Origin of the sequence: Nocardia wallacei (genome assembly GCF_029869545.1) — a bacterium.
In the GTDB taxonomy this organism is placed as follows: domain Bacteria; phylum Actinomycetota; class Actinomycetes; order Mycobacteriales; family Mycobacteriaceae; genus Nocardia; species Nocardia wallacei_A.
Map to the genome: position 1 here is coordinate 25474 of NZ_JARWQD010000356.1, position 13519 is coordinate 38992.

General features: G+C 70.4%; 11 protein-coding genes. 2 read left to right on the plus strand and 9 right to left on the minus strand.

Going from position 1 to position 13519, the window contains the following annotated elements:
- Nucleotide 1 precedes the first annotated feature (1 nt).
- Together QH290_RS32740 and QH290_RS32745 are read right to left on the minus strand one after the other, a co-directional pair.
- Nucleotides 2-1225: a DUF7373 family lipoprotein gene (locus QH290_RS32740; protein WP_280266816.1), complete on the minus strand. Its 1224-nt coding sequence runs from the start codon at nucleotides 1223-1225 to the stop codon at nucleotides 2-4.
- Nucleotides 1226-1420: 195 nt separating this feature from the next.
- Nucleotides 1421-2206, minus strand: a complete 786-nt coding sequence (locus QH290_RS32745; RefSeq protein ID WP_280266815.1) for a maleylpyruvate isomerase family mycothiol-dependent enzyme — start codon at nucleotides 2204-2206, stop codon at nucleotides 1421-1423.
- An 82-nt stretch (nucleotides 2207-2288) separates the two neighbouring features.
- Between QH290_RS32745 and QH290_RS32750 the strand changes: the two genes are divergently transcribed.
- Nucleotides 2289-3425 (plus strand): metallophosphoesterase, encoded by a 1137-nt coding sequence (locus tag QH290_RS32750; protein WP_280387138.1) that lies wholly within the window; start codon nucleotides 2289-2291, stop codon nucleotides 3423-3425.
- Nucleotides 3426-3456: 31 nt separating this feature from the next.
- On the opposite strand, the gene QH290_RS32755 is transcribed toward QH290_RS32750, so the two are convergent.
- Entirely contained in the window at nucleotides 3457-4866 is a 1410-nt protein-coding gene (locus tag QH290_RS32755) for a type VII secretion-associated protein (RefSeq protein WP_280387140.1), read from the minus strand.
- Between the two features lie 152 nt (nucleotides 4867-5018).
- Nucleotides 5019-6203 (minus strand): DUF7373 family lipoprotein, encoded by a 1185-nt coding sequence (locus QH290_RS32760; protein WP_280387142.1) that lies wholly within the window; start codon nucleotides 6201-6203, stop codon nucleotides 5019-5021.
- 138 nt (nucleotides 6204-6341) lie between these two features.
- Between QH290_RS32760 and QH290_RS32765 the strand changes: the two genes are divergently transcribed.
- The gene (locus tag QH290_RS32765; RefSeq protein ID WP_280387144.1) at nucleotides 6342-7877 is read left to right on the plus strand and encodes an FHA domain-containing protein; all 1536 of its coding nucleotides are present in this window, start codon (nucleotides 6342-6344) and stop codon (nucleotides 7875-7877) included.
- A 186-nt stretch (nucleotides 7878-8063) separates the two neighbouring features.
- On the opposite strand, the gene QH290_RS32770 is transcribed toward QH290_RS32765, so the two are convergent.
- The 5 genes from QH290_RS32770 to QH290_RS32790 are packed head-to-tail and all read right to left on the minus strand — an operon-like array spanning nucleotide 8064 to nucleotide 13374.
- Nucleotides 8064-8870, minus strand: a complete 807-nt coding sequence (locus QH290_RS32770) for a crotonase/enoyl-CoA hydratase family protein (protein WP_280266810.1) — start codon at nucleotides 8868-8870, stop codon at nucleotides 8064-8066.
- Nucleotides 8867-11020: an acetate--CoA ligase family protein gene (locus QH290_RS32775; RefSeq protein ID WP_280387146.1), complete on the minus strand. Its 2154-nt coding sequence runs from the start codon at nucleotides 11018-11020 to the stop codon at nucleotides 8867-8869. The genes QH290_RS32770 and QH290_RS32775 overlap by 4 nt, the downstream gene beginning before the upstream one ends.
- A gap of 9 nt (nucleotides 11021-11029) precedes the next feature.
- On the minus strand, nucleotides 11030-11821 hold the full coding sequence (locus QH290_RS32780; RefSeq protein WP_280387148.1) for an enoyl-CoA hydratase/isomerase family protein: 792 nt from the start codon (nucleotides 11819-11821) through the stop codon (nucleotides 11030-11032).
- A gap of 27 nt (nucleotides 11822-11848) precedes the next feature.
- Entirely contained in the window at nucleotides 11849-12727 is an 879-nt protein-coding gene (locus tag QH290_RS32785) for an amino acid ABC transporter permease (protein ID WP_280387150.1), read from the minus strand.
- Complete coding sequence (locus QH290_RS32790) at nucleotides 12724-13374, minus strand: amino acid ABC transporter permease (protein WP_280265409.1); 651 nt, start codon at nucleotides 13372-13374, stop codon at nucleotides 12724-12726. Before QH290_RS32790 ends, QH290_RS32785 begins: the two co-directional genes overlap by 4 nt.
- Nucleotides 13375-13519 lie beyond the last annotated feature (145 nt).

The window sequence follows — 13519 nt, forward strand, 5'->3', positions numbered from 1 at the left end:
CTCACCGGCCCTGCAGCAGTACGTATTGAGCCAGGATTTTCTGGTGTAGATCCTGGATCTGCCTAGCTACGGCTTGCACGAGATATCGACCTGTTTGGAACATGCACAGCTTGATTCCCTGGTATTCGGGGTAATTCGGGTTCGGCTTATCGGTCGAGCACTCGACCTTTGCGTCGATGCCTTTGGGCGGGTCGACCGCCTGCCTGTTCTCCTTGTCCCCGGGCTGTTGCCACTTCTGCCAGAGTGCGTCAGCACCCTGCTGGGTCCTGCTCCGGAAGACGGTCGCGTCGCCATATGCGACCAGATCGAGGTCGCCGATGGTGAGGAAGTCGAGGCTCGGGTCGGAGTCGAGGCCCGCCATGACGCCGCGGCCGGTGTAGGTCCCGTCGGGGTCCGGACGCCACGGTGTCTCCGGGTTCGTCGGCAAGGTGTGGCCCAGGAGCCCGTCGGGATCGAGGGGGATGTCCGCGAGCTTGTCCGCGGGAGTGGGCTGGAACTTGTCGAGCAGCGGGATCTGCACGTCCAGCATGCGCTCGACCTGCGACGAGAGCGCGGGCAGATCCGGTGCGGCGGTGTCGTCGTCGACCTTGATGAAGATGACGTAGCGATCATGCGCCGTCCACGATCCGATCGAGGAGACGGTGGGCCGCCAATGTGCCTTGGTGTCAGGGTATTTCGCGATAGGGACCGGCTGGTTGTCCGGCGTGAACGTGAAATCGTCGTTCTCGAGGGTGGGACCCACACTCGCGGCCGTCTTGGCATCCGGGAACTCCATTACCGCGATGCTGAGCGTCCGGTCCTTGTGGTCCGGAGTCTCGGCGGTGGACCACCGATTCGTCCACCCGGCGAGCAGATCCTTTGCGACGTCGTCGAACGTGTCGTTGATGACCAGATCGCCCATGCCTTTTCGGTTGAGAACGATATGCGGCCGGATGCCGTTGGTGTCGTCCTTGACATAGGTCGGATCCGCCTCGAACGGCAGGGCGACGTAGTCGGCGAGGCGCTGCGATTCGCGGATCCGCGCCTGCTTGAAGTTCTTCGCGTTGCCGATGACTCGCGGTGTGGTCTGGTAGTTGCCGACGTCGAGACCGGACAGGTCGGGCCCGGCGGGCTCCGGGGCACCCGTCGTGTCCGAGCCGCACGCCGCTGCCGCGGCGACCACCAGTGCCGCCGTGAGCAAGGCAGACGTCGTCCGGGCCATCGCTGATCTCGCGGCGAGCTTCACGCCCTCCCCCTTCTCGTGTGTATCTCGCGGCATCCTACTTCAGAAGCCGGTCCTGGTCAGGATCGAGCAATCACAGGTGAGACGGGGGTCCGTGACCCGAGTTCTGCCGCGGTGGCACCCGATCCGACCGCTGCATGTTCGTCCGATCGACTTGCGATCGGGTTGGGGTTTCCTTGTGGCGCTACGCCTGCCGGGTCACGCGGGCAGGAAACGGTCGGCGAATCGCAGGCCCAGCCAGGGCTTGCGGCCCCAGGTGCCTACCTTGCCGGTGAGGGTCGGGCGCAGTGGGCCGATTCGGCGGTAGTTGAGGAGCAGGGCCGTGACGGGCTCCATGCTGAGGTGGACGTCGATCCTGCCCGGGTTCGGGGGGTTCGTGGTGAGGACGCCGTCGGTGAAGCGGTAGATATAGCGCGAGAAGCCGCGCAGGCGCAGCTCGTAGGTGGCGGTGTGGCCGTCGGACTGTGCGGGATCGACCCAGCCGGGGACCACCTGGTTCAGCCCGTCCATGATGATCGGCACGTGCGCCGGTTCGATCGGCCACGGTTCGCCGAGCACGGTGGCGATGTCGTAGCCGTGGACGACGAATTCGCCGAGCAGCGTCCCCCGTGCCACGTCCGCCCGAATGCGCTGATCGCCGTCGAACATCATCATCCGGGGTTCGTCGCCCACCTCGGCGATCAGATCCAGGAACGAATCGGTGTCCGCGAGCAGCTTTTCCGCGAGCTTGTGCGGATCCCGCGTCGGCAGTGTCCGGATCTGCTCGGCATTGAACGCGGGCAGATCGGCGGCGCGCGCGGGCCAGTCTCCCCGCCCGAGCGCCAGCTCGTAGTACCGCGACGGCTCCATCGCCACATGCCCCAGCACATCCCCGACCGACCACTCCGGCGTCCCGGCAACCTCGCGCTCCTGATCCGGCGCGGTACCAGCCAGCTCGGCGAACCGGCGCGCCATCGTCCGCACGGCCTCCGCGACAGCATCCATACCCGTAACTCCCATTCTCGCCAACCCCACCGAGCCTACTTACCCGCGACGCGCCCGCTCGAGGTCTGAGTACGGTGGTTTGGTGAAGTACGTTCCGCGGGTGGCCCTGGTTTTGGGGATTGTCGGTCTGTTGTTCGTGGTGCCGTGGTGGTTGCTGGTGTACGCCACGAGTTCGGGGGTGCTGTTCTGGGTGGGGTCCGGGGTGTTCTTTGCCGGATTCCTTTGCCTGCCTGCGGGGTTGGTGCTCGGGCATGGGCGGGTGCAGTCGGATGTGGCTGTGGTGGTGGGGGATACGCTGCTGGGGGCGGTGTGGGTGTTGTTCACCTGGTCTGTGGTCGGGGCCGTGGTCCGGGCGGGGCTGATCGTCGGCGGTGTGGAGGATCCGGTCCGGTCGCGAATCGTCGCGGTCGGGGTGCTGGCGGTGTGGGTGGGGCTGATCGGCTGGGGGATGGTCGAGGCGCGGCGGGTGCCGCGGGTTCGCACGGTCGAGGTGACGATCGCGGGGCTCGGGCGCGGCCTGGACGGGTTGCGGCTGGTGGTGGTCACCGATACTCATTTCGCCGCGTTGAATCGGCTGCGGTGGTCGGAGCGGGTGGTCGAGGTCGTCAATGCGCAACGGCCCGATATCGCCTGTCACGCAGGGGATCTCGCCGACGGTCCGGTGGTGCGGCGGCGCGCGCAGGTGGAACCGCTGGGCAAGGTCGACGCCGAGTCCGGGCGGTTCTACATCACCGGCAATCACGAGTACTTCGGCGATGCGCCCGGCTGGATCGAGTACATGACATCGCTGGGCTGGCGGCCGCTGCGCAATCAGCACGAGATCATCGAGCGCGGCGGGGACCGGCTGGTGATCGCCGGTATCGACGATCCGACCGGCATCGCGCTCGACGGGCACGGCCCGGACCTACCCGCCGCCCTGGCCGGTGCCGATCCGGAGCTGCCGGTGGTACTGCTCGCCCACCAGCCCAAACAGATTGTCGATGCCGTGAAATCCGGTGTCGCACTTCAGATCTCGGGCCACACCCACGGCGGCCAGATCTGGCCGTTCCACTACCTGGTCCGCCTCGACCAGCCCGTCGTCGCGGGCCTGAGCCGCCACGGCGCCCACACCCAGCTCTACACCAGCCGCGGCACCGGTTTCTGGGGCCCGCCGCTGCGCCTGTTCGCGCCCAGCGAGATCACCGTCCTGGTGCTGCGCGCCCCTCAGGCCGCCTCCTGACCTGGCGCGACGTGCGCGGCGGCGCGGTTCGCTACGGCGTGATCCGCAGGTCGCGGACGAGTTGTTCGCAGGGCGCGGCGATGGGTTGCCAGTTGTTCGACGGATATTGGCAGCCGATGCTCACCTGGAGACCGGAGTCCACGACGACCTGCCAGCGGACCGTGGTGCCGTCGGGCGGGAACTCCTCGTAGGACAGGCCGGGGCGGCCGCCGAAGGCGGGATCGCGGCGCAGGTCGGTGACCGTTCCGGCGGGACGGCGCTGGATCTGGGCCTCCAGGCTCCGGGCCACCTCGTCGACGCTCGAACCGGGGGCCAGTTCCTTCTGGGTGAGCGTGATCCGTTGGCGCGCACCGCTGTCCGGGCTCAGATCCACGCGGTTGTCGGTCTGGGCGGCGATGTGCCAACCGGCGGGGATCGGTACCTGGACGCGGCCGAACGTCTGCGGGGTCGGCCGCGCGCTGGGCGGCGGCTGCTGTGTCGTGGGGGGTGCGGCGGTGGTGTCGTCGGAGGGTCGCAGCAGCACGATGGCCGCGCCGACGGCCAGGACGAGAACGGCCAGCGCCACCGACCCCGCGACGATCAGGGGACGGCGCGACCGCGGCGGCTGGGCGGCGACGGCGTGCTCGCGCAGCGGCGCATCCCACTCCACGGGCGGCGGTTCGGCGGGGCCGTAGCGGCTCGGCGGTGCGGGCTGGCCCGGCGGTTGCGTCCCGCGGATGAGTTCGGTGCCCGCGACGGGGCGCACATCGACGGGGAACCCGCACTGCCCGGCGATCGCGGCCCGCAGCGCCTGCAGCAGTGCGGGATCCGAAATGCCCACGGCCAGTAGATAAGTCGGTGTCTGCCCGGCGAGCAGGCGGGCGACGACGGCACCGACGGCGTCCAGGCCGGACGCCGGCTGCGCATCGGCCAGGCCGACGGTCGGCTCGTGTTCGCAGGCGTCGATCCAGGTGTTCGATCCGGAGCGGCCGACCAGGGTCACGGTGGCGGACAGCGGATTCAGCTCCAGCACCGCGATCCGCTGATGCTGCGCGGTGCTCGCACCGAGCGATACCGCGCGCAGCGCCAGCGGCTCGACCGTCACGTCGGCGACCAGGCGGGACGCGGCCGCCTGTACCGCCGCGCGGCGCCGCCGTCCCCAGTCGGAGGGCGCCAGGACGGTGAGCCGCTCGCACGGGCCGGTCAGCCGCAGGTTGGTCAGCACCGCCCCGAACAGCACCGCGAAGGCGTCGGCGAGCGTCGGCAGGGTCGGGAAGGCGATCCGGTCGGCGTCGGCCAGCCGCACCACCGACACCGCCGGATACTGCGGCCGCAATGCTTCTCCCACAACGAAACTCGTGCCGTCGCTGGCGGGCACGATGGAGGGCGGGCCGTCCCAGTGCGTGGCCTCGCTGCGCGCCCACAGCCGAGTGTCGGTCAGGACCAGTTCGACAGTGGACATCAGGCCGTCGCCGCCCGGCCCTCGTGCCCGGCGCCCGATTCGACGACCGGCGGTGAACTCGCAGCGATCTTCACGCCCTCCCCTTCCGTGTAGGTCTCGCGGAATCCTACTGCAGGATGGTTGCGCGGCTGCCGCCGAACAGGACGGCCCGGTCAGTAGTTGTTCGCCAGCAGCGCGTACGCGGCGGCGGCCCGGTACTTGACGTCCTGCAGTTCGCTCGCGACGACCACCTGGACGTAGCGGTGGTACGGGACGTAACAGCGGTAGCGAGCCTCGCGCTGCGGGTCGCCGGTGCTGTTGAGCTGCATGCACTTCGCGCCCGGGATGCTGGTCGGCGCGGCCCGCGCATCGTACTGCGGGCCCGTGGCGGCGAGCAGCCCGGTGATCAGGCGCAGGCCCGCGCCGGAGTCACGCACCCGCAGCACCGAACTGGTCTCGGCGATCGCGACCGCGTCCAGGCCGGTGTCGTCGACCAGGCGCTGACGCGCGGCGGCGTCGGCGGCGATGTGGACGAACGCCGGGCCGCCGAACACCCCGAAACGGTCGGCATCCGGCCGCTGCTCCCGGTCGCGAACGACCGCCCGGGCCAGCATCCGGTCCGGGTCGATCGGCAGGTCGGCGAGCCGATCCCGTGGTGTCGCCCGGAACCCCTCCAGCGCCCGCACCTGGGCGTCGAGGGTCCGCTGCACCCAGGCGAGCAGGTCCGGCTCCTCGGGGCGCGGCCGCTCGATGAACAGCGAGATCACGAACTCGCGGTGCGCCAGGAAGGCGCCGATGGTGGCGACGCCGGGCCGGTAGTGGATGTGGGCGTCCGGGTACTGCGGCAGCGTGAGCTTGCGATTGAGGTCGGGTGCGACGCCGAAGTCGGCGTCCTCCAGCTCGCGCGCGGCCAGCGTGGCCGCCTGCGCATCCGGGAACCGCATCACGAAGTCGGTGATCGCGGTGGCCTCGGGACTCCGGGGCCGATCCGATCCGCCCGCCGCGTAGCCGACCAGCATCTCGCGGCGATCGAGAACCCGCTTGGATACGCCCGCGAGCAGCCGCTCGGTGGCCTGCGCGGTGTCCGACACCACCCGGCCGCCCGCACCGATCGTCAACGACGGATCGATGCGGACGGCGGGCACCACGGCCTGCGACATCCGCATGCCCTCCAGCAGCGCGCCCTTGTCGTCCACGCTCCGGGTATAGGTATGCCGGTCGGTCCGGTACGGGCCGACATCCAATGTCCGGACATCGATTTCGCCGGGCACGGGGTTGCCCGCCACTCCGCATCCGGTCAGCAGCCCCGCCAGCGCGATGGCCCCGGCAACGAGTGACGCATGTGTTCTGCGGCCCATGGATCAGCCCCCGTTCCTCCGCGTCGTCTCAAATTACCGGAACGATGGCCGGTCGGGGGCCCGGTGCGAACCGTTTGCCTTTAACCTTGTGCGTGTGGTGACGACCGCGCAGACCTACCCCGGAGGCCGATTCCGTTGATGGATCGGCAGGTCGAGGTTGTCGCGGGCAATCATGTGGTGGTCCGGATCGCGGGCGCGGTGGTGCTCGTCGCGCACCACGGCCCCGGACGCGTGCGCCCGGATTCGCCGGCCATGCTGGCGGCCGAGGCGCTGGCGCAGCTGGTGTCGGATGCGGCCGAACAGGCGCCCGGCGGGCCGGGACGGCTGGTGGCGCGGGAGGTGACGCGCTGGCTGATGCGCGACGCCGAGCAGATCAGCCCGGATCGGGCGATCGATCTGGGGATTCTGTCGCAGGCCGATACCGGCGGTGTGGCGATCTTCCTGCACGGCGGTGTGACGGCGGTGCTGGCGGGCGAGCACGGGGCGGAGCGGTACCGCGGCGTGGACGCGGCGTTCACCGTCGACCGGGTGGCCGAGCGGCCGGCGCGGGCGGCGGCGCTGTTCATCGACGACGACCTCGGGCGCCTCCCGGAGGTGCCGGAGCGGGGCATCGGATCGCTCGTGGAGGGGGTGGCGGCCGCCGACGGCGCGATCGTGTGGTTCGAGGGGGATCGGACGCGGGCGCGAAATCGGGTGCGGGACAACGGGGGAGCGCACCGGAAGTCCGATGCGTCCGCGACGCGGTCGGATATCGAGCTCGCATCGGGTGTACCGGAAGCCGCTGGGCAGGAACAGTTTTCGGAGCAGACGGTCGACCCGGATCCGCAGGGCGCGGACCCCCGCCTGGCCGAGACTCGGCTGAGCGGAGCATCCGCGGAAACTCCACCACCGGGAACGGATCCCGGCCACCGCGTTCCACCCACCACGCAAACCCCCACGCACGCAGGCGATCCCGACGCGGGGTGGGAAGTGCCGCCGGGCGCCGAATACCCGCCGCGCACAGCGCAAACGCCGCCCGGAACTGGTCCCGAGTCACCGGAATGGGGAGCGTCGCCGGGTGCCGATTACCCGCCGCGTGCAGCCCCGTCCGGCACCGGTCCCGGGATACCCGGCGCCGCTCGGGGGACCAATCCCGCGCCGGTGCCCGATCCGGAGCTGGAACGCCGCCTGGAGGCGACGGCGCGCGCCACCTCGATCACGGTCAAGGTGGTCGGATTCAAGTGTGCGCGTGCGCATCCCAGTGATCCGCGCTCGGCGTTCTGCACCGTGTGCGGGATGCCGGTGGACCAGACGCAGCAGCCGACGGAGGTGGTGCGGCCGCCGCTGGGCACGTTGGTACTCGATGACGGCATGACCTATCTGCTGGCGGCCGATGCGGTGATCGGCCGCGACCCGGAGAACTCCGAGGCCGCCCGGCGCGGCCTGGTGCCGTTGAAGATCGAGGACACCTCCGGTGGAATGTCTCGCGCCCACGCCGAGATCCATCTGGTGAACTGGGATGTCACCGTGGTCGATCGCGGCTCCACCAACGGCACCCACGCCCGCCCACCCGGCTACCGCGACTGGATCCGCCTACAGCCCCACCAGCCCATGCCCCTGGTCCACGGCGCCGAAATAATGCTCGGCAACCGCATCCTCCGCCTGGAGCCCGCAGCCCCACCGCCATTCGGCTGACCGTCCCCGGGGGCTGCGGGCAATGAAGTGCCTGGCCGACCGTCCCGGGTCTTGCGTTTGATGGCCTGGTACCGCAGTTGTGGTCCGTTCTGCTGTCCCCGACTGCTCCGCCATCTTTCCCGGCATGCTTTTGGCCGGGATCCGCTCGGCCGAGCCGAGTGCGCCGGAATGACGGCGGGTGTGGTACTAGCGGCCCGTGAACTTGGGGGTGCGGTGGTCGAGGAGGGCGGAGACTGCTTCGTGGTGGTCGTCGGTTTGGTGGGCGAGGGCCTGGAGGGCGGCGGATAGTTCGAGGAGGCTGTCCAGGCTTTGCCATTGGCCTTCGCGCAGGAGCTTTTTCGTCATGCGCAGGACCTGGGGCGGGTTGGCGGCGACGCGGTCGGCGAGGGCGCGGGCGGCGGCGAGCAGTTCGTCCGGCTCGACGACCGCGGAGATCAGGCCCCACGCCAGCGCCGTCGCCGCATCGATGGCCTCGCCGGTGAACGCCATCTCGCTGGCCCGGGCCATGCCGACCGCGCGCGGCAGCAGCCAGGCGCCGCCGTCGCCGGGGATGATGCCGACCTTGGCGAAGCTCTCGGCGAAGGTCGCCGTGCTCGACGCGATGCGCATATCGCACATCAGCGCCAGGTCGCAGCCGGCGCCGATGGCGGGCCCGTTGACCGCGGCGATGGTCGGAATCTCGCAGTGGTACAGGGCCTTCGGGATTCGCTGGATGCCGTGCCGGTATCCCTGTCGCAGTTCGGCCGGGGAGCCGCCGAACATCCCGGTGCGGTCGCGCATGTGCTTGACGTTCCCGCCGGAGGAGAAGGCGGTCCCGGCGCCGGTCAGAATCGCCACTCGCAGGTGCGGATCCGCGTTCGCGGCGGCGACGGCGGCCTCCAGCGCGTCGATGGTCTCGGCATCGGAGATCGGGTTGCGGGCCTGGGGATTGTTGAGGGTCCAGACGACGATGTCGCCGATGCGCTCGGTCAGGACAGGCTGCGGCTCACTCACGATTGCCTCTCTTCGGGTGCGATGACGATCCGGACATCCACCGGAACTATGCCCGCTCCCGACGCGACGACGGGATTCAGGTCCAGCTCCGCGATCTCCGGATGGACGGCGACCAGATCACCGATGCGGACGAGGAAACGCGCGAGCGCGTCGCGATCGACCGCGGGCAGATGGCGGTACCCGTCGAGCAGTCGCGAGGCGATCGTCTCCCGGATCATCTCGTGCGCCTCGAGCTCGGTGAACGGCGCGGCCCGGAAGGTGACATCCGCCAGCGCCTCCACCAGCACCCCGCCGCTGCCGAAGGCCACGACGGGCCCGAATATCGGATCCCGGGTGGCGCCGACGAGCAACTCCACCCCGCGCGGCGCCATCGGCGTGACGATCATGCCGTCGATGTGCGCCTCCGGCACGGCCCGCCGGACGTCGCCGATGATCGCGCGGGCCTGGTCGGCGGCGTTCTCCGCGACGACATCGAGCCGCACCCCGCCCGCCTCGGACTTGTGAACCACCTGCGGCGACACGACTTTCACCGCGCACGGACCACCGAACTCGGCGACGGCGCTCGCCACGTCCTCCGCCGTCGACGCCAAAGCCCAAGGGCCGACCGCGATCCCGTGGTCCGCGAGCAGCGCGCGCCCCGTGGGCTCGTCGAGCACACCCGCCCGCGGCGTCACCGGCGCCGCGGGGGCGGGGAGGGTGAGGGGCGAGCGCTGCCCGGAGGTTTCCAGCCGCAGCCTGCGCCGATCCAGCGCGGCAACGATGCGCACCGCGTGATCGATGGAGGCGAGCACCGGGACACCCGACGTCCGGAGCGTGTCGTGATTGGCGATCGGCGCACCGGCGTAGCAGCTCTGCACCACCAGCGGCGTGCCGTGCTCCGCCCGGATATCGAGAATCCTTCGCACGGTGTAGTTCTCGATCTCCTCGAGCGCCGCGCCGAAGCGGCGGTGATATCCGCCGAACAGGCCGACGACGAGCACCAGTCCCACCGCGGGATCGGCGGTGAGAATCTCGATCGCCGCGGCGAAGACGGCCGGATCGGAATCGGTCGCCCCGGCGACGTCGACCGGATCGACCACCGACGCCGCCGGTCCGAGCAACGCGCGCAGGGCCGCCCGGGTCCGCTCGCTCAGGTCGGCGAGCTCGATGCCGCGGGCGGTGAGCGCGTCCACCGCCAGCGTCGCGTGCCCGCCGCCGTCGCTGAGCACGGCCACCCGGCGTCCCGGCAGCACCGGCCCGGTGGTCGCCAAGGCCCCCGCGACGACGGCCAGTTCGTCGGAGCGCTGCACGAGTTCCACGCCCGCCTGCGCCAGCACGGCGGTGGCCACCGCATCCGAACCGGCGACGGATCCGGTGTGCGACAACGCCGTTCGCTGTCCGGCGGCCGATCGCCCGCCGCGCAGCATCACGACCGGTGTTGCGGCGGTGGCCCGCGCGGCGGCGGTCAGGAACGCGCGCCCATCGACGATCCCCTCCGAATGCACCGCCACCGCACCACAGCTCGGCTGTGCGGCCAGCTCGGTCAGGCATTCGTCGTAGCGGACGTCGGCCTGGTTGCCGAGGCCGACGTAGGTGTGCAGACCCGGCCCGCGCACGGTGTCGATGTCGTTGACCAGCGACAGCAGCATGTTGCCGCTCTGCGTGACGACGCTGACCGGGCCGCTCGGAATGCCTTGCAGACCCACCAGATTGGCGCCCGCCGACACGTTCGCGAGCCCGGAGGTATTCGGCCCGATCACCCGCACCCCGCTCTCGGCGATCGCGGCGGCGAGTTCGGCCTCGAGCGGCTCGCCCGCCGCGCCGATCTCCCGGAACCCGTTGGCCAGCACCACCGCACCGGCGATCCCGGCGGCACCGCACTCCCGCAGGACCCGGGGGACGGCGGCGCCCGGCACGGCGACGAGCGCCACGTCGACCCCCGGCGGTAGTCGATCGATGCTCGAAACGACCTCCAGCCCAAGGATTTCGGCGGCGTTCGGATTGACCGGATACACCGGGTACCCGTAGCCGGACTCCTGCAGCGCCCGGATCGCCTGGTGGCCGCGCTTGGCCGGATCGGTGGAGGCGCCGACGATGGCGATCGACCGGGGGTCGAGCAGTCGCTGCAGCGCGGTGCGCTCGGTCGCGGCGAGCGTGGTGGAATGTGTCATGGGCACCGCTCACCGCCCCCGGAAGACCGGATCGCGGCGTTCGGAGAAGGCCGCGACACCCTCGGCCCAGTCCTCGGTCTCCATCAGCGCCAGCAGGTCCCATGTTTCGGATTCCAGCGCCACGTTGAGGGGGTCGTCGCGGCGCAGCGCGGCCTTCATCCGGGCCAGTGCCAGCGGCGCCTTGTGCGCGAGCGAATCGGCCAGTGCCGCAGCCCGATCACCGAGCTCACCCGCGCTGACGGCCGAGTGCGCGAGACCCCAGTCGCGGGCCTGCACGCCGGTGAAGCGCTCGCCGAGGATGAACAGGTCCGTCGCCCGCCGCAGCCCGACCAGCCGCGGCAGCCGATGGGTGACCCCGCCGCCGACGAAGGTGCCGATACTCACCTCCGGGAACCCCATGCGCGCGTCCTCGGCGATCACGAGGAAGTCCGCGCTGACCGCCAGCTCCGCACCGGCACCGAGCGCGTACCCGTTGACCGCCGCCACCACCGGCGTGGCCATGGTCTGAATCTGCCGGCATGCCTGCTGGCCGAGCCGTGCGTACTCCTGCCGGTCGGCGCGGCTGCGGGTCCCGGCGGCATGGGCCTTCAGGTCGGCGCCGACGCAGAACGCGCGTCCGGCGCCGGTCAGGACCACACAGCGCACCTGCGGGTCCTCGTCGGCGGCGACCAGCTCGTCGATCAGGGTGCGGTAGAGCTGCTCGCTGACGGCGTTGAGCCGGTCGGGCCGGTTCAACGTCAGCTCCGCGACCCGTCCGCGACGGGTCACCAGCACGGTCGGTGTGTCGGTGGCTGCGGTCATCGTGGTGTATCTCCTCTCGGATGGTGGTCAGCGCGCGGCGCCGACCGCCGGGGTGGGGGTCAGTGGCATGTCCGCGCCGGGAGCGGATCTGGAGCGTCGGCCGCGCCCCTGACGGGAGGTGAGCAGGCGCGCGAGCAGTGAGATCGCGAAGTTGGTGGCGATGTACATCACCGCGACCCCGACGTACAGCGGCATGGAGTACTGGCTCCCGTAGTACTCGACCAGCGACCGGCCCTGCCGCAGCAGTTCGGCGTAGCCGACGATGAAGCCCAGCGAGGTGTCCTTCAACAGGATCACCATCTGGCTGACCAGGACCGGCAGCATGTTCGGAATCGCCTGCGGCAGCAGGATTCTGCCCAGCAGGACGCCGCGACCGAGTCCCATCGCCTCGGCGGCCTCGGTCTGTCCCTTGTCGATGGCCAGGATGCCGCCGCGGAAGATCTCGCACAGCACCGAGGAGTTGTAGGCGACCAGGGCCAGTACCACGATCTGCAGCAGGCTCAGATCCAGTCCGAGGCTGGGCAATCCGAGCGCCGCGAACAGCATGAGCAGCAGCAGCGGCACCCCGCGGAACCCCTCGACCACGGCCCCGGTGGCCAGGCGGACGGTCCGGTATGTCGACAGCCGTCCGATCGCGAGGACGAGCCCGACCACCAGTGCGATGACCATCGCGAGACCGGCGGCCTTGACGGTGGCCACGTACCCCTGCCACAACACCTGGGGCACACCGGTTTCCGGGTCGAACAGGATGGCCCACCGCTTGTGGTCGAGCTGACCGTGCGAGCCGAGCCGCAGCAGCACGGCGACCACGAGAATCGCGCAGACGACCCCGGCCGCGATCCCGATCCGGCGCGATCGGCGGATCTCGTCGGGGCCGAGCTCGTCGTAGAGGAAGGAGGTGTTCATCGCGCGACCGCCAATCGGTGCTCGAGTCGGCGGAATCCGACGGCGGATCCCAGGGTGATGACGAGGTAGGCGACCGCGATCCACAGCAGCGCCTGCACGACGGCGGCGGGTTCGAGGAAGTTGATCCGCTGGCCCGACGCGGTCAGTTCCAGCACGCCGAATCCGGCGGCGATGGAGGTGTTCTTGACCAGTGCGATCCACACGTTGGCCAGCGGCGGCACCACCGCGCGCAGGGCCTGCGGGACGATGATGAACCGCATGTTCTCCAGGAACGAAAGCCCCAGTGCCCGTGCGGCTTCGGCCTGCCCCCGCCCGACGGTGTTGACCCCCGCGCGCACGGCCTCACTGACGAAGGCGGCGGTGTAGCAGCCGAGGGCGACGATCGCCGACACCACGTAGCTGGGAATGGCCAGCCCGAGCTGGGGGAGCACGAAGACGATCAGGAAGAACACGACCGTCAGCGGGGTGTTGCGGACGATCTCGACATAGATCGCCCCGGCGCGCTGCAGAAACGGTATCGGTGACATCCGCGCGACGCCGACGAGCAGACCGAGGACCGCGGCGAGCGCGCCGCCGCCGACGCTCAGCAGCAGGGTGGTCCCGAAGGCCTTCGTCAACAGCGCGGCATTATCGGTGATTACATGCATGATGCTGCCCCTCAATAGCTTTCGACGTCCGGCGGCACCCGTGCCGCGCCCAGGGTTCGGCCCGCCGTGCGGTCCCCGGCCGTCGTCCAGGCGCCGTCGGTGAAAGCGGAGCGCACCGCGGCGTCGATGAATCGCACGAGAACCA